Here is a 22,990-nt window from a genome sequence, read left to right as displayed (position 1 = left end):
GCGTCCGGTGGACGCGCGGCTTCTGAATCAGGCCGCAACCTCGGCCGCGACGATCGCCGGCTTGGAGCGGAAATTAAGCCGGTCGGACCCGGCCGTGACCTTGACCGTCGAGCCGTCCAGGATCTCGCCGAGCAGGATCTTTTCCGCCAGCGGATCCTGCAGCTCCTTCTGCATCACCCGCTTCAGCGGCCGGGCACCATAAGCGGGGTCGTAGCCCTTGGCCGCCAGCCACTCGATCGCCTCAGGATCCAGCGACAGCGTGATCTTGCGATCGGTCAGCAGGCTCTCGAGCCGCTTGAGCTGGATCTCGACGATACGGTCCATGTCCTTGCGGCGCAGCCGGTGGAACAGGATCACCTCGTCGACGCGATTGAGGAACTCCGGCCGGAACGATGCCCTGACCACGCCCATCACTTCGTCTCGTACGGCATCGACATCCTGGTCCTCGCCGAGAGCGACGAGATATTCGGCGCCCAGATTAGACGTCATGATGATCAGTGTGTTGCGGAAGTCGACGGTACGGCCCTGCCCGTCGGTGAGCCGCCCGTCATCGAGCACCTGCAACAGCACGTTGAAGACATCCGGATGCGCCTTCTCGATCTCATCGAACAGCACGACCTGATAGGGCCGGCGCCGCACCGCTTCGGTCAGCGCACCGCCTTCCTCATAGCCGACATAGCCGGGAGGCGCGCCGATCAGCCGGGCGACAGAGTGCTTCTCCATGTATTCGGACATGTCGATGCGCGCCAGCGCCGTCTCATCGTCGAACAGGAAATTGGCCAAAGCCTTGGTCAGCTCCGTCTTGCCGACGCCGGTAGGCCCGAGGAACATGAACGAGCCGATCGGCCGGTTCGGATCCTGCAAGCCCGCACGGGCACGCCGCACTGCCTTGGAAACGGCCTGCACCGCTTCGCCCTGGCCGACGACACGCTTGCCGATCTCGTCTTCCATGCGCAACAGCTTATCACGCTCGCCCTGCAGCATCTTGTCGACCGGAATGCCGGTCCACCGCGACACGATATGGGCGACGTGGTCGGGCGTGACCACTTCCTCGACCATGCCGGCCTTGCCGTCCTGGGCTTCGGCCTCCTTCAGCTTCTTTTCCAGGTCCGGGATCTTGCCATAGGCAAGCTCGCCGGCGCGCTGGAACTCACCCTTGCGCTGGGCAATGGCAAGGTCGTTGCGCGCCTCGTCGAGCTGCTTCTTCAAGTCGGCCGCTAGCCCGAGCTTCTGCTTCTCGGCCTGCCACTTCGCGGTGATCTCTGTCGATTCCTCTTCCAGGCCGACGAGTTCCTTTTCCAGGCGGGCAAGCCGGTCCTTCGAGGCATCGTCCGTCTCGACCTTCAACGCTTCGCGTTCAATCTTGAGCTGCATGATGCGGCGGTCGATCTCGTCCAGCGCTTCGGGCTTGGAATCGACCTGCATCCTGAGCCGCGAGGCGGCTTCGTCGACGAGATCGATCGCCTTGTCCGGCAGGAAGCGGTCGGCGATGTAGCGGTTGGACAATGTCGCCGCCGCCACCAGTGCCGAATCGGAGATACGCACCTTGTGGTGCTGCTCGTACTTCTCCTTCAGGCCGCGCAGGATCGAGACCGTGTCCTCCACTGTCGGCTCGTCGACGAAGACGGGCTGGAAACGGCGGGCAAGGGCCGGATCCTTCTCGACATGCTTCCTGTATTCATCGAGCGTGGTGGCGCCGACGCAGTGCAGTTCGCCGCGCGCCAGCGCCGGCTTCAGAAGGTTCGAGGCATCCATGGCGCCATCGGCCTTGCCGGCGCCGACCAGCGTGTGCATCTCATCGATGAACAGGATGATGTTGCCACTGGCCGAAGTGACTTCCGAAAGCACGGCCTTCAGCCGCTCCTCGAATTCGCCGCGATATTTGGCACCCGCAATCAGCGCGCCCATGTCGAGCGCCATCAACTGCTTCTCCTTCAGCGATTCCGGCACGTCGCCATTGACGATGCGCAGCGCCAGGCCTTCGGCGATCGCCGTCTTGCCGACGCCCGGCTCGCCGATCAGCACCGGGTTGTTCTTGGTGCGGCGCGACAGCACCTGGATGGTGCGTCGAATCTCGTCGTCGCGGCCAATCACGGGATCGAGCTTGCCCGCGCGGGCGTCTGCGGTGAGGTCGCGGGCGTATTTCTTCAGTGCGTCATAGCCCTGTTCGGCACTCGCCGAATCGGCGGTGCGGCCCTTGCGGACGTCGTTGATGACCTGGTTCAGCGCCTGCGCGGTGACGCCGGCCTTGGCCAGGATTTCGGCGGTCTTGGCCGATTTCTCCATGGCAAGCGCCTGCAGCAGCCGCTCGACGGTGACAAAGCTGTCGCCGGCCTTCTTGGCCAGTTCTTCGGCGGTCGAGAACACCTTGGCCAGCGGCTGCGCCAGATAGAGCTGGCCATTGCCGCCCTCCACCTTGGGCATCGCCTCGAGCGCCGTCTCGACGCCGAGCTTGACATCGCGGACATTGCCGCCGGCGCGCTCGATCAACGACGCGGCCAAGCCTTCGTCATCGTCGACGAGGACTTTCAGAATGTGTTCGGGGGTGAATTGCTGGTGGTTGCGCGAGAGGGCCATGGTCTGCGCGGACTGGATAAAGCCGCGCACGCGTTCTGAGTATTTCTCAAGGTTCATATTTGTCTCCTTCCATCACCGGCCCGCTTTGCGGCACCGGATCAGATTGCGGTGACGGACCCGCTCATTCGAGCCGGATCCTGTTCAAGCCAGATATGGTGCATGGGCCCTTGCCCCTCAAGATGTCGCAATATGGCAGGTGCATAATATTCCACGTCAGTCCAAACAAAAACGGCGGAGATTTCTCTCCGCCGCTCAAGGCCTTGAATGCCGTTCGCTCAGTTGTCGATGTCGGAAACCACGGGTTCGGCACCGCCGCTGTCGACCGGAGCCGCCGCTGTCTCGGCCGCATCCTCATTTTCGCTGCCGCTCTCGACTTGATCGGCATTGGTGCGCGGACGGCGCGGACGCCGTGGACGCCGGGCAGCACCGCTTTCGGCGGCCGCCTCATTGAGTTCGGCCTGGGCGGCCAGACCTGCCGGTGAAAAATTCTCGAACCGCGGAGCCGGCTCGACCGCCGTGACGGTCTCGGGCGGTGAAGCGGCCTCTGCCTGGACTTCCGTCTGCCCCGGGGCCTCGTTGCGCTGTTGCTGGCCGCCCTGTTCGGGTGAAGCGTAGTCGCGCTGGCCGTAGCCGCCATTGGGGCGGCGATCTCGATGGCGTCCGCCACTGTTGTCGCGGCCGCCATTGTTGCGCCCGTTATTGTCGCGCCCGCTATTGTCGCGCCCGCTATTGTCGCGATTGTCGCGACCGTTTTCCCGGTTGAGCGCAACCTCCGCCGGCATGCCCTCGATCACCGGCTGCGGACCTGCGCCATGGTTGATTACGGGAAGTTGTGGATCGGAACCGGCATTGCCGCTGCTATTGCCCGCCCCACTGTTGCCCGCCCCACTGTTGCCGGCCCCACTGTTGCCGGCCCCACTGTTGGCGGCCCCACTGTTGGCGGCATTGTCGAACTCGTCGCGATCGTCATCGCCGTCCTCGTCGAACTCGTCGCGTGCCTGCTGGACGTTCTGGATCGGCATCTGCGCCTGCGCGGCGGCAATGATGCGATTGTAGTGTTCAGCGTGCTGGAGGTAGTTCTCCGCCATAACCCGGTCGCCGGAGCTGTGCGAGTCACGGGCGAGCGTGGCATATTTTTCGGCAATCTGCTGAGCCGATCCACGGATTTTCACGTCCGGGCCGTTGCTCTCGTAATTGCGCGTAAGCGGATTCGGCCCCTTGCGGTTGTTGTTATTGTTGTTGTTGTTGTTATTGTTATTGTTATTGCCACCGCCGCCGCCATTGTTGTTGCGACCGCGCATGCGCCTGTTCTGCTGTTGTGGCCTCATTCGACTCTCTTCATCTCTGAAATTTTGAAAAACTCTTCACGAACGGAGGCGCTCATGCAGCCAGCCGTTTCGTTTCTTCACCGGCGTTCGCCCGCATCGATTGCGTTGGCGCCACGTGTCATCCTGTTTCCGGTTACATCACTTGCCGGACGATTCCCGCACGAAGCTTGGGCGTCGTTTGCGCAAGAAGGCAGCTATTTCCAAGGAAAAACCGAATCGCTAAGAGCACTGCCTGCTTCGTCTCATCCGGTTAGGCGACCCTAGCCGCATTCCCCGGTATTGCCAAGCGCTTTTTTTGCACTGCGTCAAGACGTTGCCCGTTGAAAAACAAGAACCCTGTCGTTTCCGCCGAGATCGCCAAACAGCTCGCCAGCCGCGTAACCGGCTGCGCGAAATATATCGTTGACGTCGTTGCTTTGTGTGTGGCCGATCTCGACCGCAATCCTGCCTTCGGCTTCCAGAAATCTTGCCGCCTCGGCGGCGATGATCCTGTAGGGGTTCAGCCCATCCACACCGCCATCAAGGGCAAGCCGCGGGTCGAAATCGCGGACTTCGTCCTGCAGATTCCCAATCTCGTGAGTCGGTATATAGGGAGGGTTTGCGGCAATTACATGGTACCGGCCGGAAACTTTTTCGAACCAATCCGACTGAACCGCGGTGAACCGGCCGCCGAGCCCGAATTGCCCGGCATTGCGGGCCGCCGTAGCCAGAGCGCCGGCGGAGATATCGACACCGGTGGCGGTCGCGGCCGGCACGGCGCTCAGCAACGCCAGGGCGATCGCGCCCGTGCCGGTGCCGAGATCGAGGATGCGGCATGTGCCCTCCCGCGCGGCTATTGCCTTTACGAAGGGCAGCACCGCCTCGACCAGCGTTTCGGTGTCAGGTCGCGGCTCCAGCGTCTCAGGCGACAGCCGCAAGCGCAAACCGTAAAACTCGCGATACCCGAGGATGCGATGCACCGGCTCGCCGCTGGCTCGCCGTCTCAGGGCGCCATCGATCGCGGCCATGACGTCCCCGTCGATCTTGCACTCGGGGTCGGCGATGGCCTGGGTGCGCGTCAAGCCGGAATAGTGCTCGACGATCAGCCGCGCATCGAGCGCGGGATCATCGATACCGGCTGCGGCAAGCCGGGTCCGCGCTTCCCGCAGCAGCGGCCCCAGCGTCGCGGGCGGATGGTCAGCCATCGATACCGATATCGGCCAGCAGCTTCGACTGATGATCGGCGATCAGCGCGTCGACGATTTCGTCGAGTTCACCCATCATCACCCGGTCGAGTTTGTAGAGCGTCAGGTTGATGCGATGGTCGGTGACCCGGCCCTGCGGAAAATTGTAGGTGCGGATGCGCTCGGAGCGGTCGCCGGAACCGACCTGCGACTTGCGCGACTCGGAACGCTCCTCATCCGCCTTGCTGCGCTCCATGTCATAGAGCCGGGCGCGCAGGATCTGCATGGCCTTGGCCCGGTTCTGGTGCTGCGACTTCTCCGCCTGCACCACCATGATGCCGGTCGGCAGATGGGTGATGCGGACCGCGGAATCGGTGGTGTTGACGTGCTGGCCGCCGGAGCCGGAGGCACGCATCGTGTCGATGCGGATGTCCTCGGCCCTGATATCGATGTCGACCTCTTCGGCTTCCGGCAGCACCGCGACGGTGGCGGCTGACGTGTGGATGCGGCCGCTGGCCTCGGTGGCCGGCACGCGCTGGACGCGATGCACCCCGGATTCGAATTTCAGATGGGCGAACACACCTTTACCGGAGATCGTGGCGATGATTTCCTTGAAGCCGCCGGCATCGCCGTTGCTGGCCGATACCGTTTCGAACCGCCAGCCGCGTTCGGCGGCGTAGCGCTCGTACATGCGAAACAGGTCGCCGGCGAAGAGTGCCGCCTCATCGCCACCGGTGCCGGCGCGGATTTCAAGAATGGCGTTCTTGTCGTCAGCGGCATCCCTAGGCAGAAGCAGGATCTGGATGTCCTTTTGCAGCACCTCGATGCGCTCCTCGACGCCGGGCAGATCGGCCTCGGCAAGCGCCCGCATCTCGGCGTCGGTGCCCTTGTCGGCGAGCATTGCTTCGAGGTCGGCCTGCTCGTGCTCGGCCGAGCGCAATTCCCTGACCTTGGCCACCATCTCCTGCAACTCGGCATATTCCGATGCCATCCTCACATAGGCATCCGGCGCCGGCCCGGCCGACATCTGCGCTTCGAGCATCTCGAAACGCTTGACGACTTGATCCATACGATCGCGGGGCAAATTGACCATGATGAGGCTGCTACAACGGGATCGAGCGGTCGTCGGCGAAGGCCTGCAGCAACGCCCGCATCGGCAGCCCTTGCGCCGGCGCCATGAGATTGTCGTCGAAGAAAGCCTTCAGCTCCTCCAGCGGCAGTTCCGTCAGCATTGCCTTGACCGGACCGATCGAGGCCGGCGACATCGAGATCGANGAGGCCGATCAGCGCCATCGCCGAGATCGGCTTGCCGGCGAGTTCACCGCACAGGGTGACCGGCGTATGATTGCGGGCGCCGGCGTCGGCGATCTGCTTGAGCACGCGCAGGAACGGCGCCGACAACGTATCGAAGCGGTTCGCCAACTGCGTGTTGCCGCGGTCGACCGCCATGACGAACTGGAACAGGTCGTTCGATCCGACCGAGACGAAGTCGACCGCCTTCATCAGTTCGTCGAGTTGGAACAGCAGCGACGGCACTTCCAGCATGGCGCCCAGCTTGAGACTGGTCGGCAGATGATGGGCGAAGCGTGAGAGATGCCGCACCTCGCGGTCGATGATTTCGCGCGCCTGGGCGATTTCGCCGAGCTCGGTCACCATCGGCAGCATCAGCTTGAGCTCGCGCCCGCCGCTGGCCTTGAGCAAGGCGCGGATCTGGGTGCGCAGCAAGCCCGGCCGATCTAGCGTCAGGCGGATTGCCCGCCAGCCGAGCGCCGGATTCTCTTCCTGGATCGCACCCTTGAAATAGGGCAGCACCTTGTCGCCACCAATGTCGATGGTGCGGAAGGTGACCGGCTTGCCGCGCGCGGCCTCGAGCACGTCGCGGTAGAGTTTTTCCTGGGCTTCGGCGCGTGGAAAGGTCGAGGCGACCATGAACTGCAGTTCCGTGCGGAAAAGGCCGATGCCGGCAGCGCCCGCCTCCGCCAACTGCGGCAGGTCGACGGCAAGCCCGGCATTCATCAGCAGGTCGACCTGGACCCCGTCCCGGGTTGTCGACGGCTTCTTGCGCAGTTCGCGGTAGACCTCCTGCCGGCGCGCCCGGAACCGCACCTTCTCGGCATAGGCGGCTTCGAGATCGGATTGCGGCCGCAGATGGATCGCGCCTTCCTCGCCGTCGACGATGATGGCATCGCCGTTTTCCGCCATGGAAACGGCGCCCTTCATCTGGCCGGCGACGGGAATGCCCATGGCGCGCGCGACGATGACGACATGGCTGGTCGCCGCGCCATCCTCCAGCACCAGCCCGCGCAGCTTGTCGCGAGGATAGTCGAGCAGTTCGGCAGCGCCCATCGAGCGGGCGACGATGATGGCGTCCTTGGGCAGCGAGGCCGCGACATCCTCGGGCCCACGTCCCATCAGCTGGCGCAACAGCCGGTTGGCGAGATCGTCGAAATCGCTCATCCGCTCGCGCAGATAAGGATCGGTCATGTGCAGCATGCGGGCGCGCATGTCGCTCTGAACTTTTTCGACCGCTGCCTCGGCCGTTAGGCCGTTACGGATCGCCTCTTCCAGGCGCCGTACCCAGCCCCGGTCGTTGGCGAACATGCGGTAGGCTTCCAGCACCTGGCGATGCTCGCCCTCGAAGGCGACATCGCGGCGCTCCAGCATGTCGTCGATGGAAAGCCGCAGAGAACCAAGCGAGGCCTCGAGCCGCCGGACCTCTTCCTCGCTGTCCTCGTTGAACAAATTGGTGACGACGATACGCGGCTCGTGCAGCACGACGTGACCGAGCCCGACGCCGTCGTTGAAGGACAGGCCGGTGAAGCTGACAGGCCGGCGCAGGTCGAGTTCGAGGCCTGGCCGGGTCAGCCGCGCCAGATCGCCGGTGGCGATCATCTCGGCGATGACCATGGCCGTGGTTTCCAGCGCCTCGACCTCGTCGTCGCGGTAGTGGCGCATTGTCTTGTTCTGGACGACCAGGACGCCCAGCGTGCGCCCTGCCCTGAGCACCGGCACGCCGAGGAAGGAATTGTAGATCTCCTCCCCGGTCTCCGGCAGGTAGGCGAAGGCCGGGTGTTCTTGCGCGTTGGACAGGTTGAGCGGCCTGGCACTCGCGGCAATGGTGCCGACCAGGCCTTGCCCAAGCCGCAGCTGCGCCAGGTGGACGGCGTTCGGGTTCAGACCCTCGGTGGCGTAGAGCTCCAGCACCGAATCGGCGCGCAGCACGTAGAGCGAGCAGACTTCTGCCACCATGTTGGAGGCGATGTCGCGCACAATCCGGTCGAGCCGCTCCTGCGGCTCCAGCGGCTCCTGCATGAGCTCGCGGAGCCGTTTCAGCAAAACGCGCGGGCCAACGGCCGTGTCACGCATCGCGGCTTCTTCTCCAATAGACTTCTTGCCGAGGCAGTTTCCGCCGCGCCCGGCAAGTGCGCAACAGCTGATTCAGTCCTGCTACTGCTTATCCAGACCGTAGACGGAATGCAAAGTGCGAACCGCAAGTTCCGTATAAGGACCGTCGATCAGTATCGAAATCTTGATCTCGGATGTGGTGATGGCACGGATGTTGATCGCCTTGTCGGCCAGCGCCTTGAAGGCGGTGGCGGCGACGCCCGCATGGCTCCTCATGCCGATTCCGATGACCGAAACCTTCGACATGCCGGCTTCCGACTGCACGACATCGTAGCCGATCTCGGCTTTCAGCCGGTCGAGCACGGCCAGCGCCTTGTCGACATCGCCCGACGGCACGGTGAAGGTCATGTCGGTCAGCTTGCCGTCCTCGGAAATGTTCTGGACGATCATGTCGACATTGATGTTGGCCTCGGCCAACGGCCCAAAAATGCCGGCGGCGACGCCCGGCCGGTCGCCGACGCGGCGCAGCGAAATCTGGGCCTCGTCCTTGGCGTAGGCAATTCCGGTGACGACCTGCTGTTCCACGATCTCTTCCTCGTCGCAAATGAGCGTTCCCGGAGGATTGAGCAAATCCCCCATTCCGGGCGCATCGGGATCGTCGAAGGACGACCGCACGAAGGTACGCACCCTGTGCACCATGGCAAGTTCGACCGAACGCACCTGCAGAACCTTGGCGCCGAGCGAGGCCATTTCAAGCATTTCCTCGAACGATATCTTGGCCAGCCGCCGCGCTTTGGGCTCGATGCGCGGGTCGGTGGTGTAGACTCCGTCGACGTCGGTGTAGATGTCGCAGCGGTCGGCCTTGATCGCGGCGGCGATCGCCACGGCGCTGGTATCGGAGCCGCCACGTCCGAGCGTGGCGATGCGGTTGTCCGGCCCGATGCCTTGGAAACCGGCGATGACAGCCACCTGGCCTTCGCCGAAGCGCTTGACCAGGAAGGCGCCGTCGATGTCGAGGATGCGCGCCGCGCCATGCGCGTTGTCGGTCTTGATCGGAATCTGCCATCCCTGCCAGGAGCGCGCATGCACGCCCATGTTCTGCAAGGTGATGGCGAGAAGGCCAGCCGTGACCTGTTCGCCGGAAGCGACGACCGCGTCATATTCGCGCGCATCGTGCATCGGTGAGGCCTCGCGGGTCCAGCCGACCAGCTCGTTGGTCTTGCCGGCCATCGCCGAAACCACCACAGCCACCTCGTGACCGGCGTCGACCTCGCGTTTGACGTGACGTGCCACGTTGCGGATGCGAGCGATGTCGGCGACGGAGGTCCCGCCGAATTTCATCACGATACGCGCCATGGAAGCGAAATGCCTTTGACTGGAGCCGGCCCGCGGCCGAAAATGGAAGAAAGCGCCCGGCTGCCGCCGGCCACTGAATGCGCGGCCTCCATAGCCAAATGAGGAAGGTTTCGCAAGGCTGACGGCGGATTGCGTAGCAGCACGACATATTGCCTTCCGGCCCGGCGCCGCTTACCAAATGCTGCCTGCGGGAAATTGCTTTTGGTTCGGCATAACAGATGATTGCTCGGCTTCGGCGCGCCATGCGATTGCAATCGCTCCCGCTTGTCGCGGGCTTTGCAGTGCTGGCACTGATCGTTGGCACCCGTGCGGTGCTCGTCGAGAGCCAAAGGGCCAATCGTGCCGCCGCACGCGAGACAATCGAATACCAGGAACAGCTTTCCGGGCTGCTTTCATTGGCGCAGGAGGCCCAGAGTGGTCAGCGCGGCTACTTGCTGACCGGGGAAAAATCCTATCTGGAGCCTTACCGGAAGGCCGTCGAGGCAATTCCGGGACAATTGGCGCGGGTCGACAGCGCGACCGCTCCCGACGACCAGATCGGCCAGCAGATCGGCCACATCAAGGACGCGCTTTCGCAACAGCAGGCCGACCTGGCGGAAACCATAGCTCTCTACGAGCGAGGCGATGCGGCACAGGCCCTGCAACTGGTTCGCAGCGGCCATGGCAAGGCCGCCATGGACGAGATGCGGGGCAGCATGGACACAATCAGGCGTATCGGCGCAGCCGCGGTGGCCGCGCGCGACGAGCATACCGACCGGGTCGAGGCCTGGTTGCGCATCGGCTCACTGGCGGCGTTGCTGGCGATTTTCCTGCTTGCCGCCTACACCATCCGTCAATACCATCGCCGCTTCCACGAGGTGGTCGTCGCCCAGCAAGAGCTGATGCGCAAGAACATCGAACTCGGCAACGAGATCCAGACGCGCGAAAAAGCCGAATCCCAGATGCGCCAGATGCAGAAGATGGAGGCTGTCGGACAGCTGACAGGCGGCATCGCCCACGACTTCAACAACATGCTGGCGGTGATCCTCAGCGCCATGAACCTTGCCCAGCGCAAGCTGAAGCGGGGCGAGCATGACATCGAAAAGCTCGTCGAGGCCGCGACCGACGCGGCCAGCCGTGCCGCCGACCTGACCTCCCGCCTGCTTGCCTTCTCCCGCCTGCAGCCTCTGGCGCCGCAGGTTGTCGACATCAACGGGCTGTTGACCGGCATGTCCGATCTTCTGCGCCGCACCTTGGGTGAAGGCATCCGCATCGAGACAGTGTTAGCGGGCGGCCTATGGAAAACCCGGGCCGATCCCAGCCAGATCGAGAACGCGATCCTCAATCTGGCCGTCAATTCCCGTGACGCCATGGACAATGAGGGCAAGCTGACCATCGAGACTGTCAACAGCCACCTCGACGACGGCTATGCATCGACGCACGCCGAAGTCACGCCTGGCCAATATGTGATGATCGCGGTAACCGACACCGGCGCGGGCATGTCGCCTGAGACCATCGCCAGGGCTTTCGAACCCTTCTTCACGACCAAGCCGGTCAACAAGGGCACGGGACTTGGGCTGAGCCAGGTGTTCGGCTTCGTCAAACAATCGGGCGGCCACGTCAAGATCTACTCCGAGCCCGGCGAAGGCACGACGATCAAGGTCTACCTGCCCCGGTTTTTCGGAGCCGAGGAGCCGGCAACGCCCGTCGGGCGGGACAAGAGCACGGCCAAGGTCACCGAGACGATCCTCGTCGTCGAGGATGACGCCCGCGTGCGGGCTTCCACGACGGATATCATGCGCGAACTCGGCTACATCGTCATCCATGCGGGGAGCGGACCGGAGGCCCTTCAGAAGCTCGCCGCGACACCAGGCATCGCTTTGCTTTTCACCGACATCGTCATGCCGGTGATGAACGGCCGCAAGCTCGCCGAGGAAGCGCTCGCGCGCCAGCCCGGGCTGAAAGTGGTCTTTACCACCGGCTTCACCAGGAACGCCGTGGTCCACAACGGCGTGCTCGATCATGACGTCCACTTCCTGGCCAAGCCGTTCACCATCGAGCAGCTGGCGGCCAAGCTGCGCGACGTGCTGGACACGAAATAAGCCGGCCTTTGATCGCCCGGCCCTTTGTCAGCAGAGGAAAATGTTGCCTTGACATTCGATGCCTCACGCCCGACTTCCTAGCGCATGACCCCGAAATGGACTTCGATTTCGGAAAGGGATCATGCGCAGAATTAAAGTGCTACAGCGTCCTTTGCGCGTCCGAAGGACGCGCGGCGCTATAGCGTCCGAGGAGACCAACCGATGCCTGAGCCCCGACGATCGACGATCGATGCCGGAGAGGTGGAACGCTTTTCCGCCCTCGCCGCCGAATGGTGGAACCCAAACGGCAAGTTTCGTCCGCTGCACAAATTCAATCCGGTCCGGCTTTCGTATATCCGCGACCAGATCGCGACGCGCTTCGGCCGCGACCCGCGGGCGGCGCGGCCGTTCGAGGGCCTGCGCATCCTCGACATCGGCTGTGGCGGTGGCCTTTTGTGCGAGCCGATGGCGCGGCTCGGTGCCGAGGTGGTCGGAGCGGACGCCTCCGAAACAAACATCGAAGTGGCGAAACTGCATGCCGCCGAGGGCAATGTCAGCGTCGACTATCGTGCCACGACGGCGGAAGATCTCGCCGAGGCCGGCGAAAAATTCGATGTCGTCCTCAATATGGAAGTGGTCGAACATGTCGCCGATATCGACCTGTTCGTCGCCAAATGCGGCGAGGTGGTCAAACCGGGCGGCATCATGTTCGTGGCCACCATCAACCGCACGCTCAAGGCGCTCGGCCTCGCCATCATCGGCGCCGAATATGTGTTGCGCTGGCTACCGCGCGGCACCCACCAATTCGGCAAGCTGGTGCGCCCGGAAGAGCTGGAAAAGGCGCTACGCGGCGCCGGTCTGACCGTCATCGACCGCACCGGCGTCACCTACAATCCGCTTGCCGACCGCTGGGCGCGGTCGAAGGACATGGATGTCAATTACATGGTGCTGGCGGAAAAGGATTCGGTCTGACAGCCAATCCTCAGCCAGCCGAGGCCGGAGCCCGGCGGTGACGCTGACGGCGGTGCGACGTGAGCCTCGAAGCCGTCAGGCTTTCTGGCTCTGCGCCTTGGTGGTGATGAACACGCCCGCGGTGATGATGACGGCGCCGACCCAGGTCAGCAGTTGATAGTGTTCACCAAGGAAGATCGTGCCGGCAAACAGCCCGACCGCTGCCGCGACATAGCCGATCTGGCTGAGATAGACCGGACCGCCAACCGCCTGCAGCCGGAAGAAGAAAGCAAACATCGCCGATGCCGAGGCCATCTGCGCCACGACGATGAGCGGCACGGCGCCAAGCTGGACGAAGGCCTTGCCTCCGAGCAAGATCAGGATGCCGACGAGCAGCATCGCCGCGGACGCCAGATGGCTGCCGACCGCGAGTTCGATCGGACCAGTTCCTTCCGGCCAGTCGATGGTGCGGTAGATGTTGCCGGCGGCAAGGCTGACCGGGATCAGCAGCCCCATCACCACCCAGAACAGATCGGCCGGCTGGCCAGCCTCGCCGCGCGTCACCGCCACCATGACGGCGCCGACGAAACCAACTGCAATGCCTGATATGCCCAGCATGTTGGGGCGCCGGACGCCGAGCAGGATCGAAAACACCAGTGTGATCACCGGCGACAGCGTGAACATGATGCCGGTGTAGCCGGCGCCCAGATGCGGAATGGCCGAAAACATCAGGAGATTGGGGACGGCATAGGACACTGCCGCGGTGACGAAGAAATAGCGCAGTTTGTGCGGGGTGAGCCGGATGCGCTGACCACGCGCCAAGAGCACGCCCAAAAGCACTCCGCCGGCGCCGAGCGAGATTACAAAGGCCCAGACCGTGGCTGGCACGCCGGCCGCAGTGGCGAGCTTGCCGAAAGGCAGCGTCAGGCCCAGCAGGCCGCCGGTGACAACCAGCAAGCCGAGCGCCGAATCCCAGAGATATTTCATGATGAACCCTATGGGTGCACAGCCTCTTGGCCGGCGTTGAATATTGAGATAAGATAATGGAAAGATTCTTAACGTCAAGATACTATGGTGAGATAGATGGACCGCGCTGGGAAAGCCATCGAGCAATGGCAGCGGGAACGGCCGGACCTGGATGTGTCGCCGATGGCCGTGATTGGGCGCTTGAATGAGGTCTCCTCGCTGATAGCACGTGATCGCCTCGCCCCGCTGTTTGCCCGTTTTGGACTGCAGGCGGGAGAGTTCGATGTGCTGGCGACGCTGCGCCGCTCCGGCTCACCGTACGCACTGACCCCGACAGCGCTCTACGAGGCCACCATGGTGACCTCCGGCGCCATGACCAACCGGCTCGACCGGTTGGAAAAGGCCGGATTGATCCTGCGTGCACCGCACCCCAACGATCGGCGCGGCATCGTCGTGCGGCTGACCGAAAAGGGGCTCGCTTTGATCGACGAGGCCGTTGCGGCACATGTGGCGAACGAGCATCAGATCCTGTCCGGCCTTACACTGGCCGAACGGGAAACGCTTTCGCAACTGCTGGAAAAGTTGATCGGCAGCGTCAGCTGATCGCTCAGTTCCGGTCGTCCGGAAACACCGGGATCGGCATGAACTCGACGCCGTCCTCGGCCAGGCCCTTGGCCTCTTCAAGCGTCGCCTCGCCATAGATGCCGCGCGCATCGGTTTCGCCGAAATGGATCTTGCGCGCTTCCTCGGCGAACTTGTCGCCGACATAGTCGGCGTTTTCGCGCACCTTCTCGGCCATCGCCTTCAGCTGCGCCAGCGCCTGCTTCTGCGCCTCGCCCATGGCAAGCGCTATGGTTTCCTGCTTGCGGGCCGTGGAAACGGCCGGGGCCATCAGCGCCTTCTCGACCTTGTGCGAGCCGCAGCTGGGGCAATCGACAAAACCGCGCTTCTTCTGCGTGTCGAAATCGTCATTGCTGCGAAACCAACCCTCGAACTCATGCTCGTTTTCGCAGATCAGGGAAAAGCGGATCAAGATGCGGCGCCCCTGAGACGCGGCGCCTCGCCGGCATTGATGGTGAAATCCCGCGCATTCCTGAGATTGGGGATTTTCTTGCGCGCGGCAAGCGACTGCGCCGGGTCGATCTCGGCGACAATCACCGCTGGCTCGTCATGCGCGGCCTCGGCGATGATGCGACCCCACGGATCGACGATCAGCGAATGTCCATAGGTCTCGCGGCCGTCCTCGTGCAGGCCGCCTTGCGCGGCGGCGACGACATAGGCGCCGTTCTCAATGGCGCGTGCCCTGAGCAGCACATGCCAATGCGCTTCGCCGGTCTGGCGGGTGAAGGCCGCGGGCACGGTCAGCACCTCGGCGCCGGACATCGCTTCGGCACGGAACAATTGCGGAAAACGCAGGTCGTAGCAGACGGCAAAGCCTAGTTTCGCATCGTTGATCGGAATAATGACGGCTTCGGTCCCCGGCTCATAGGCGGCGGATTCGCGCCAGCTTTCGCCGTTATCGAGGTCGACGTCGAACATGTGGATCTTGTCGTAGGTGGCGAGCGTCGCGCCATCGGGTCCGAACAGGAGCGCGCGGTTGGCGAGTTTGCCGTCGGCGCGCAGTATGGCGGTCGAGCCAACGTGCAGGAAGATGCCAAGCTCACTGGCGAGCTTCCGCGCGGTTGCGACAACGATGTCCTTGTCCTGCGAGGTGAAGGAGGCGGCACGCGCTTCCTTGTCGCGGATCAGCGCGCCGGTCATCTCCGGCGTCTGGATGTAGATGGCGCCCTGGGCCGCGGCCTCGCGCACCAGCCGCTCCATATCGGCCGCATTGCGCTCGGGACTCTCGCCTGAACGCATCTGCACTGCCGCCGCCCTGAAAACACTCATTGTCATCCCCTCAGTTCGACGAGCCGTTGGCGAGCAGTTTGTCCAGTCGGCCTTCTGCCTCCAGATCATGGAGGTCGTCGCAGCCGCCGACATGCGTGTCGCCTATGAAAATCTGCGGAAAGGTCGTGCGCCCGTGAGCCCGCGACATCATCTCCTGGCGCAGTTCCGGAGAGAAGGAAGCGTCGTGCTCGGTGTAGGGGACGCCTTTGCGCTCCAGCAACCGCTTGGCCGCCGTGCAGTAGCCGCACATCATGCGCGTATAGATCGTGACATCGACCATGACGAATTCCGCTTCTGTTGACGACTTATATAGTCACGGACTCGTCCGCCCGGAAGTCCCCCGGCAACACACGGGCAAAGGTCAGCACGTCGACGGCGGCCGCACCTCCCCTTTTCAGCGCCTTGGTGGCGGCACGCACGGTGGCGCCGGTGGTGTAGACATCGTCGATCAGAAGCACCCTTCGGCCGGCAATCTCGATCTCGGCCTCTGCCGGCACGCGAAAGGCGGCGCGCACGTTCTCCTCGCGCTCCTGCCGCTCCAGTCCGACCTGCTGGCGGGTGAGTTTTATACGCCGCATGGCGGAGGGCGCGAAAGGCAGCCCGCTAAGTTCGCAAACCGCGCGCGCCAGTTCCGTCGACTGGTTGAACCGCCGCCTGAAAAAACGGCGCCAATGCAGCGGCACCGGCACCACCACATGCGCGTCGGCGATCAGGTCGGCGCCCACACGGACCATCCAGCGCGCCATCCAGGGTGCGAGATCCGTACGGTCCTGGTATTTCAGCCCTTGCACCATCTGGCGGGCAACGCCGGAGTAGACGACCGCGGCCCGTGCCCGTTCGAAGGGCGGCGGATCCGCGATCGCCTCCGCCGACAGAAAACCATCGCCCATGTGATGGGTGAACGGCGTGCCCATCACCGGACACCAGGGCCGCTCCAGCAGCCGCAGCTTCGGCCAGCAGGCGCCGCACAACACACCAGGCTGCGAGACCTGCCGGCGGCAACCGACGCAGACCGGCGGAAACAGGATGCGCGCCGGCCAGCCCAGAGCCGACCGGGCAGCAGACCCGGCCAGCTTGCTGATCTCGACGGACTTGATCTTGGGCATCGGATCGGCCACGTGATTGGTTCCTCGGCGCCACCATACCAATCACATCAAGGGGCCGACATACAAGGATCAATCCCTTGCAGCCGATAATGGACACCTCTCTGTGGCTGGCGCACAAGCGGCGCGCGCTCATCCATCCGGTTGACGGCGCCGACTTCCTCATGCGCCGTGCCGCCGACGATCTCGCCGACCGGCTGGGCGCCGTCGAGCGAAAGTTCGCCAAGGCGGCGGTGCTGTTTTGCCAGACATCGGCCGCGGCCGGCGTCCTTGCGCGGAGCGGCAAGGTGGAGGATATCGCCCGTGTCGAGACGGCCGCGGCTTTCCTGAATGGTGCCGCCGGCCTGATTGCACCGCCGGAGACCGTCCCGTTCGAGCCGCAAAGTCTTGATCTGGTGGTGTCGCTTTTGTCGCTGCAGGCGATGAACGACATCCCGGGCATGTTGATCCAGATCCGCCGCGCGCTGCGGCCGGACGGACTTTTCCTCGGCGCGTTCGCAGGAGCCGGCACGCTTGCGGAACTGCGCGAAAGCCTGCTTGCCGCGGAGACAGAGCTCTACGGCGGCGTCAGCCCTCGCGTCATCCCCTTCACCGACGTACGTGATGCCGGTGCGTTGCTGCAGCGCGCCGGTTTCGCGCTGCCGGTCGCCGACGTCGAGACGGTGACGGTGCGCTATGCCAACCTGTTTGCCCTGATGGCGGATCTGCGTGCCATGGGCGAAACCAGCGCGCTGGCCGACCGCAGCCGGCGGCCGGGCACGCGCCAGCTGTTTGCCCGCGCCGCGGATATCTACGCCGAACGTTTTTCCGACCCCGACGGTCGTATCAGGGCAAGCTTCTCGACGGTCTGGATGTCCGGCTGGGCGCCCGATGCATCGCAGCAAAAGCCGCTGAAACCCGGTTCAGCCAAGGTTTCGCTGAAGACTATACTGGAGGGGCCTGATGGGCATTGACCTTTTCGCAGGCACCAGCCTCATTGCGCAAAGGCGTTGGCAAGCCTGCTGGAGTTGTCGCTGAACAACCAGGTCAGCGTGTTGAAGACCTGGCTGATACCCCCGATGATCGTCAGCGACAGTACGCAGATGATCAGGGCGTATTCGACGACCGTGGTGCCGTTTTCGTCCTCCAGAAAACGCAGCAGCACTGTTTTCATGGCCTCGATCCCCGTTGCGGAAACTTTACCGCGGACGTGTTAAGAAAGGTTAACGGCAAAGGCTTAACAGGCGGTGAAGCCGCCGACCGTCGGAAAGGTCCTGGCCTTGTCAGCAGTCGCCACTGCTTTTGCCATCGGAACGGATAATGCAGACGCCACCCGGATCGGCCTGCAGCACGCTGCGGCGTACCGTATAGCTGCTGCGATGGCTGATCGAACCGGTAGCCGTCATGTCCAAGCCAGGGAAACCGTCGCGGGCCGTTTGCGAACGCGTCTGGCCGTCCAGGAAAGGCGTCGCGATCAACGCCAGCGCCACGGCGGCCGATCCGAAAAGCAGCGTGAGGCGCAGGACGCCCATGCCCGCTTCGGCGGCACGAAAGCCGCGCTCGGGCCGGATCGAATCCCAATCCCTGTCCAGGCTCATTCTATCGCTCCCCAGCGAAATGACGGCTGCCGCACGAAAACGGCCATGCGTCAACTTTTTCATGATGAGATAAATCTTCCATTAACGCTGGCTGATATGGACGGTGGTCCAATCGGATCCTCAAAGGAGATCGATCAGGAAGGGGATCAATGGCGTATCGGCCGGCGGCATCGGATAATCGCGCATCTGTTTGGGCCGCACCCATTTCAGCGCCTGCCCTTCCCTCGGCTGGGCGATGCCGCGGAAGCGGCGGCAGACAAAAAGCGGCATCAGCAAGTGGAAGTCGTCATAGGAATGGCTGGCGAAGGTCAGCGGCGCCAGGCATGGGATATCGGTCTCGATACCGATCTCCTCGTGCAGTTCACGGACAAGGCATTGTTCCGGCGTCTCGCCGGCCTCGACCTTGCCGCCGGGAAACTCCCACAGGCCGGCGAGTTGCTTGCCTTGCGGCCGCTGCGCCAGCAGCACGCGGCCATCGGCATCGACCAGCGCGCAAGCGGCGACCAGAAGCAGGCGCTTGCCGGCGATCGTCACATCATTCATGCCCGATTCACCCATGACCAGGCGGCCGGCGGTAGTGATAGCGATAGACTTCCTCGAAGCCGAGCGCGCGGTAGAGCGCCAGCGCCGGCGCGTTGCCGGCCTCGACCTGCAGCCAGGCTTCCCGTGCGCCGCGCAGCCTCGCCCATTTCAGTGCTGACAGGATCAGGTTGCGGCCGTGGCCCTTGTTGCGCGCCGCCTTGTCGGTAGCGACCTCGAACAGGCCGGCGAGATCGCCGTCATGCACACAGATCAGCGTCGCCAGCGGCTCCGTCCCATCCTCGAGCGCGAACAGCCCGGCTTCAGGCTGGATGGCTCCGATGATCTCCGACAGGCCCGGCCGCAGCGACACGTCCGAGCCGCTGACCTTGAGCAATGCGCCGATGAAGCGGCTGATGTCCTTGAGCGGGATCTGGTCCATGGCGGCGTCGAGTTGCGCATCGGCCAGCGGCAGCCGCATGACCAGCGATTCGTCGAACCGGCTCCACCCCTCCTTGTTGAGATGGCTGGCAAGATCGGGACCCGACAATGGCGACATGCGGAACGTCAGCGGCCGGCCGTACGCGTCGAAACGGCGGCTCGCGCGACCGATGCGGTCGGCGATGTGCTGGATGTCGCCGGGATCGAGCGGATTGACCGAGTTCAGCCGCTTGGCCGGATGACCGGCGGTCAGGCGCACCACCCAGGTGCCGTCATAGTGGACGGCGGCCGCGGGCCAGGCGCGAAAGCCGGCCGCCTCGTAGCGGCGCACGGTCGCGAGCATGCTTGCGGGATGACGCGAAACCAAGGCGATCAGCTCCGGTAGTCGCCATTGATGGCGACATATTCCTTGGTGAGATCGCAGGTCCACACCGTCGCCTTGCCGCGGCCGATGCCGATATCGGCGCGGATGCGGATGTCGTCGCGCTTCATATAGGCCGAGGTCTTTTCTTCCGAATAGCTGGGGTCGCGCTCACCCTCATGCGCCAGCCTGTTGTCGCCGAACCAGATCGACAGCCGGTCGCGATCCGCGGGCTCGCCGGCCTTGCCGACGGCCATGACGACGCGGCCCCAATTGGCGTCCTCGCCGGCGACCGCCGTCTTGACCAGCGGCGAATTGGCGATCGACAGCGCGATGCGTTTGGCCGAGCGGGCCGACTTGGCCCCGGTGACGGTGACCTCGACCTGCTTGCGGGCGCCCTCGCCGTCGCGAACCACCTGCAACGCCAGCGACTTCAGCACCTTGCCGAGCGCCCGGCGGAACTGACCAAGGCGGGCATCCCTGGGATCGGTGATCTCGGGCGCGCCGCGCTTTGCCGCCTTGCCGGTGGCAAACAACAGCAGCGTGTCGCTGGTCGAGGTATCGCTGTCGACGGTTACAGCATTGAACGTCTTGGCCGTGCCGCGCGATAACAGGTCCTGCAGGACAGGAGCCGCGATCGGCGCGTCGGTGGCGATGAAGGACAGCATCGTCGCCATGTCGGGCGCGATCATGCCGGCGCCCTTGGAAATGCCATTGATGGTCACATCGGCGTCGCCGAGCTTGACCGTCGCCGTCGCCACTTTCGGATATGTATCCGTGGTCATGATGGCCTTCGCCGCCTCTGTCCACAGGTCCGGTTTGCCGTCGCTGACCAGCCCGGCGAGCAGATGGCTGAACTTGGTCGTGTCGAGCGGTTCGCCGATGACGCCAGTCGATGCCAGGAAAACCTCGCCTGCCGTGCAGCCCGCGGCCTTCGCCGCCGCTTCGCCCGTCAGCGCGGTGGACTCGCGGCCCTTCTGCCCGGTGAAGGCGTTGGCGTTGCCGGAATTGACGACCAGCACCCGCGCCTTGCCGGAGCCAAGGTTCTGGCGGCAGAAATCAACCGGCGCCGAGGGACATTTCGACTTGGTGAACACGCCGGCGACCGCGGTGCCGGCATCGAACACCATGGCCAGCAGGTCGGTGCGGCCCTTGTACTTTATCCCCGCTTCGGCGGTGGCGATGCGGACCCCTTCGATGGCGGGCATTTTTGGATATTTCTTCGGCGCAAGCGGGGAAATCGTCGTGGACATGCAGACCTCGGGCGGGAAAATCGCAAGGGGAAGGCCGGTTTGCCCGATACGGCGCGCCGGTGCAAGCGCGTTTTCATCGCTCCCGCGGAGGCCAAACCCGTTGAGGATTAAGCTTGCATTTCAAATCCGTTGGCGTCGCCGGGGTGCGTGGCGCTATGATCTTCCTCATGGGCAGGCTTGCAATCCTCGCTTGGGCGTTTCTGGGACTTTTGCTGCTGGGCGCCGATGCCGGGCCGGGGCGGCGCGTGGCGCTCGTCATCGGCAACGGTACTTATGCCGAGGCCGGCACGCTGGCCAATCCGGTCAACGACGCCCTCGACATCGTCGACAAGCTGCGTACCATCGGCTTCGAAGTCATTGAAGGCAACGATCTTGGCAAGCGCGAGGTTGAACGCAGCATCGGCGAGTTCTCCGATGCGCTCGAAGGCGCCGGCGTCGGGCTTTTCTACTATGCCGGCCATGGCCTGCAGGTCGAAGGCCGCAACTATATCGTGCCGGTCGACGCCAGGCTGGACGTGCCGGTAAGCTGCAGCTCGAAGCGGTGCCGATCGACGAAGTCCTCGACATCATGGAACAGCAGGCCAAGGTCAGCCTGGTGTTCCTCGACGCCTGCCGCAACAACCCGTTTGCCCGCAGCTTGAGCCGCACCGCCACCACCCGCTCGGCAACGGCGCTGGCGGGACCGGCGCAGTTCGATTCGACACGCGGCTCCTTCATTGCCTTCGCGACGGCGCCGGGCGCGGTCGCCATGGACGGATCGGGGCGCAACTCACCCTTCGCCCAGGCCCTGCTGCGCCACATCCCGAGCCCGGACAAAGCATGAACGACATGATGATAACGGTGCGCCGCGACGTGGTCTCCCAAACCCGCGAGGCCCAGCGCCCATGGGAGCAGGGATCGCTGCTCGAACGCTTCGAGTTCGTACCGGGCGGGACCGGTAACGGCACCGGAACCGGCGGCCGCGCCGGCGCTTTCGACGCAGGTGGCGACGCTCGAGCGTTCGGTCGGCGACGACAAAAGCGCGATCGAGAAATTCCTGCGCGACGATTACCTGTCGCCGGACGTCAAGGACATGCGCGCCGCCGTCAAACGGCTTTATGGCCCATCGGCCACCGTCTTCGGCACGCCCTACGATGCCGAGACGCTTGTGAGAGTGAAGAGCGACTGGTTCGTGCAATGGGCCTCTTGGTCGCTTGGCCTGGAACCCGGCAGCCTGGAGGTTACCCCGCACGGCGAGAGCAGCGCTCAAGCGGTCTTTGCCATGAGCTACGACTACACGCCAAAGGACAAGTCGGCGGCGCGCGTAGCCGGCAAGGCGCGGCTGACGCTGGAATTGGTCAAGACCGAGAAGGGATCACGCATCGTGTCGGAGACGTCGCGGGCGATGTGACGACCACCGTCGGATGACGGCGCCGGCACCTCGCCAAAAAACGGGTCGTTTCGTTTCATCGCGGGATCGCTTATCATTGCCGCGAATTGAAACGGGGACGACAGGCATGGCCGAGGAGGCGGATACGGCGCGCAGATCGATCGGTGCGCGGCGCAATCCCGACAGTGCGGACGCCATTCTGGAGGCTGCCGAGGCAGTGCTGGTCGAAGGCGGCTATGCCGGCTTCTCGATCGAGGCCGTGGCGCGCCGCGCGCGCGCCGGCAAGCCGACCATCTATCGCTGGTGGCCAAGCAAGGCGGCATTGCTGCTCGAAGTTTATCAGCGCCAGAAGCGCGTCGACATTCCAGACAGCGGAAGCTTGGAAGAAGACCTCGTCGGCTTCCTGAAAAACCTGTTCGCGCATTGGCGCGACACGCCTTCGGGCAGCGTGTACAGGTCGCTGATTGCCGAGGCGCAATCGGATGAGACCGCCGGCGCGGCGCTCGCCGGCTATGCCACCGGGCGCCGGACTCACAACAGCCTGATCGTGGACCGCGCCAAGGCAAGGGGTGAGATTGCCGACGATATCGATTCAGAGGTGGTGGCCGATCTGATCGGGTCCTTCGCCTGGAAGCATCTTTTGACCAACCGCCTCGATGTGGATGAAACCACGATACGAACCGCTGTTGGCTATGTCACGCGAGGCATCGTCACGCCCAAGCCCTAAAGAA

At 64.0% G+C, this 22,990-nt stretch carries 23 protein-coding genes and 1 pseudogene; 8 read left to right on the top strand and 16 right to left on the bottom strand.

What is annotated here, in order from left to right; genetic code table 11:
• Positions 1-27: 27 nt before the first annotated feature.
• The 6 genes and pseudogenes from clpB to X739_RS147915 form a co-directional block, all read right to left on the bottom strand.
• Entirely contained in the window at positions 28-2,634 is a 2,607-nt protein-coding gene (gene clpB, locus X739_RS147895; protein ID WP_023770726.1) for an ATP-dependent chaperone ClpB, read from the bottom strand.
• Between the two features lie 218 nt (positions 2,635-2,852).
• Positions 2,853-3,905 carry a DUF4167 domain-containing protein gene (locus tag X739_RS147900; RefSeq protein WP_023770727.1) on the bottom strand — a complete coding sequence of 351 codons (1,053 nt, stop codon included), beginning with the start codon at positions 3,903-3,905 and terminating at the stop codon, positions 2,853-2,855.
• Positions 3,906-4,210: 305 nt separating this feature from the next.
• On the bottom strand, positions 4,211-5,089 hold the full coding sequence (gene prmC, locus X739_RS147905) for a peptide chain release factor N(5)-glutamine methyltransferase (RefSeq protein ID WP_023770728.1): 879 nt from the start codon (positions 5,087-5,089) through the stop codon (positions 4,211-4,213).
• Positions 5,082-6,161, bottom strand: coding sequence for a peptide chain release factor 1 (prfA, locus tag X739_RS147910; RefSeq protein WP_023770729.1), 1,080 nt, complete (start codon positions 6,159-6,161; stop codon positions 5,082-5,084). Before prfA ends, prmC begins: the two co-directional genes overlap by 8 nt.
• A gap of 10 nt (positions 6,162-6,171) precedes the next feature.
• Positions 6,172-8,434: pseudogene (gene ptsP, locus X739_RS01000000166265) on the bottom strand (phosphoenolpyruvate--protein phosphotransferase).
• Between the two features lie 81 nt (positions 8,435-8,515).
• On the bottom strand, positions 8,516-9,769 hold the full coding sequence (locus tag X739_RS147915; protein WP_023783539.1) for an aspartate kinase: 1,254 nt from the start codon (positions 9,767-9,769) through the stop codon (positions 8,516-8,518).
• A 242-nt stretch (positions 9,770-10,011) separates the two neighbouring features.
• Between X739_RS147915 and X739_RS147920 the strand changes: the two genes are divergently transcribed.
• A complete protein-coding gene (locus tag X739_RS147920; protein WP_023795065.1) occupies positions 10,012-11,850 on the top strand; it encodes a CHASE3 domain-containing protein in 1,839 nt (612 codons plus the stop codon).
• Between the two features lie 201 nt (positions 11,851-12,051).
• Complete coding sequence (gene ubiG / locus X739_RS147925; RefSeq protein WP_023770732.1) at positions 12,052-12,801, top strand: bifunctional 2-polyprenyl-6-hydroxyphenol methylase/3-demethylubiquinol 3-O-methyltransferase UbiG; 750 nt, start codon at positions 12,052-12,054, stop codon at positions 12,799-12,801.
• Between the two features lie 75 nt (positions 12,802-12,876).
• Here the strand turns inward: ubiG and X739_RS147930 are convergent, their stop codons facing one another.
• Entirely contained in the window at positions 12,877-13,767 is an 891-nt protein-coding gene (locus X739_RS147930) for a DMT family transporter (protein WP_023770733.1), read from the bottom strand.
• A 96-nt stretch (positions 13,768-13,863) separates the two neighbouring features.
• Between X739_RS147930 and X739_RS147935 the strand changes: the two genes are divergently transcribed.
• On the top strand, positions 13,864-14,349 hold the full coding sequence (locus X739_RS147935; protein WP_023770734.1) for a MarR family transcriptional regulator: 486 nt from the start codon (positions 13,864-13,866) through the stop codon (positions 14,347-14,349).
• A 4-nt stretch (positions 14,350-14,353) separates the two neighbouring features.
• On the opposite strand, the gene X739_RS147940 is transcribed toward X739_RS147935, so the two are convergent.
• From X739_RS147940 to X739_RS147955, 4 genes are read right to left on the bottom strand one after another with little or no spacing between them, the layout of a single operon-like run.
• Positions 14,354-14,779 (bottom strand): DUF1178 family protein, encoded by a 426-nt coding sequence (locus X739_RS147940; protein ID WP_023770735.1) that lies wholly within the window; start codon positions 14,777-14,779, stop codon positions 14,354-14,356.
• Positions 14,776-15,636, bottom strand: coding sequence for a carbon-nitrogen hydrolase family protein (locus X739_RS147945; protein WP_023770736.1), 861 nt, complete (start codon positions 15,634-15,636; stop codon positions 14,776-14,778). Before X739_RS147945 ends, X739_RS147940 begins: the two co-directional genes overlap by 4 nt.
• A 10-nt stretch (positions 15,637-15,646) precedes the next feature.
• Positions 15,647-15,916, bottom strand: coding sequence for a glutaredoxin 3 (grxC, locus tag X739_RS147950; protein ID WP_023770737.1), 270 nt, complete (start codon positions 15,914-15,916; stop codon positions 15,647-15,649).
• A 25-nt stretch (positions 15,917-15,941) separates the two neighbouring features.
• On the bottom strand, positions 15,942-16,754 hold the full coding sequence (locus X739_RS147955; protein ID WP_023795064.1) for a ComF family protein: 813 nt from the start codon (positions 16,752-16,754) through the stop codon (positions 15,942-15,944).
• 65 nt (positions 16,755-16,819) lie between these two features.
• On the opposite strand from X739_RS147955, the gene X739_RS147960 reads away from it, so the two are divergent.
• Positions 16,820-17,692 carry a methyltransferase domain-containing protein gene (locus X739_RS147960; protein ID WP_023795063.1) on the top strand — a complete coding sequence of 291 codons (873 nt, stop codon included), beginning with the start codon at positions 16,820-16,822 and terminating at the stop codon, positions 17,690-17,692.
• Between the two features lie 20 nt (positions 17,693-17,712).
• On the opposite strand, the gene X739_RS147965 is transcribed toward X739_RS147960, so the two are convergent.
• The 5 genes from X739_RS147965 to argJ all read right to left on the bottom strand — a co-directional run bounded on the left by X739_RS147965 (position 17,713) and on the right by argJ (position 20,890).
• Complete coding sequence (locus X739_RS147965; RefSeq protein ID WP_023770740.1) at positions 17,713-17,892, bottom strand: Flp family type IVb pilin; 180 nt, start codon at positions 17,890-17,892, stop codon at positions 17,713-17,715.
• 109 nt (positions 17,893-18,001) lie between these two features.
• Positions 18,002-18,316, bottom strand: a complete 315-nt coding sequence (locus tag X739_RS147970) for a hypothetical protein (protein ID WP_023795062.1) — start codon at positions 18,314-18,316, stop codon at positions 18,002-18,004.
• Between the two features lie 120 nt (positions 18,317-18,436).
• The gene (locus tag X739_RS147975) at positions 18,437-18,859 is read right to left on the bottom strand and encodes a (deoxy)nucleoside triphosphate pyrophosphohydrolase (RefSeq protein ID WP_023770742.1); all 423 of its coding nucleotides are present in this window, start codon (positions 18,857-18,859) and stop codon (positions 18,437-18,439) included.
• Positions 18,860-18,866: 7 nt separating this feature from the next.
• A complete protein-coding gene (locus X739_RS147980; RefSeq protein WP_031252113.1) occupies positions 18,867-19,619 on the bottom strand; it encodes a GNAT family N-acetyltransferase in 753 nt (250 codons plus the stop codon).
• Positions 19,620-19,648: 29 nt separating this feature from the next.
• Positions 19,649-20,890: a bifunctional glutamate N-acetyltransferase/amino-acid acetyltransferase ArgJ gene (gene argJ, locus X739_RS147985; protein WP_023770744.1), complete on the bottom strand. Its 1,242-nt coding sequence runs from the start codon at positions 20,888-20,890 to the stop codon at positions 19,649-19,651.
• A gap of 155 nt (positions 20,891-21,045) precedes the next feature.
• Here argJ and X739_RS1000000170605 point away from each other — a divergent pair, with 155 nt between their 5' ends.
• The 4 genes from X739_RS1000000170605 to X739_RS147990 all read left to right on the top strand — a co-directional run bounded on the left by X739_RS1000000170605 (position 21,046) and on the right by X739_RS147990 (position 22,986).
• Positions 21,046-21,531 (top strand): caspase family protein, encoded by a 486-nt coding sequence (locus tag X739_RS1000000170605; RefSeq protein WP_348625759.1) that lies wholly within the window; start codon positions 21,046-21,048, stop codon positions 21,529-21,531.
• Positions 21,432-21,713: a caspase family protein gene (locus X739_RS1000000171195; RefSeq protein WP_280940060.1), complete on the top strand. Its 282-nt coding sequence runs from the start codon at positions 21,432-21,434 to the stop codon at positions 21,711-21,713. The genes X739_RS1000000170605 and X739_RS1000000171195 overlap by 100 nt, the downstream gene beginning before the upstream one ends.
• Positions 21,714-21,872: 159 nt before the next feature.
• Positions 21,873-22,280: a hypothetical protein gene (locus tag X739_RS1000000170600; RefSeq protein ID WP_023783548.1), complete on the top strand. Its 408-nt coding sequence runs from the start codon at positions 21,873-21,875 to the stop codon at positions 22,278-22,280.
• Positions 22,281-22,386: 106 nt separating this feature from the next.
• Positions 22,387-22,986 carry a TetR/AcrR family transcriptional regulator gene (locus X739_RS147990; protein ID WP_023795059.1) on the top strand — a complete coding sequence of 200 codons (600 nt, stop codon included), beginning with the start codon at positions 22,387-22,389 and terminating at the stop codon, positions 22,984-22,986.
• Positions 22,987-22,990 lie beyond the last annotated feature (4 nt).

The sequence above is a fragment of the Mesorhizobium sp. LNHC209A00 genome (assembly GCF_000502915.1).
In the GTDB taxonomy this organism is placed as follows: Bacteria; Pseudomonadota; Alphaproteobacteria; order Rhizobiales; family Rhizobiaceae; genus Mesorhizobium.
Note: the sequence above shows the minus strand (reverse complement) of the source record. Positions and strands in the feature narration are given on the sequence as shown.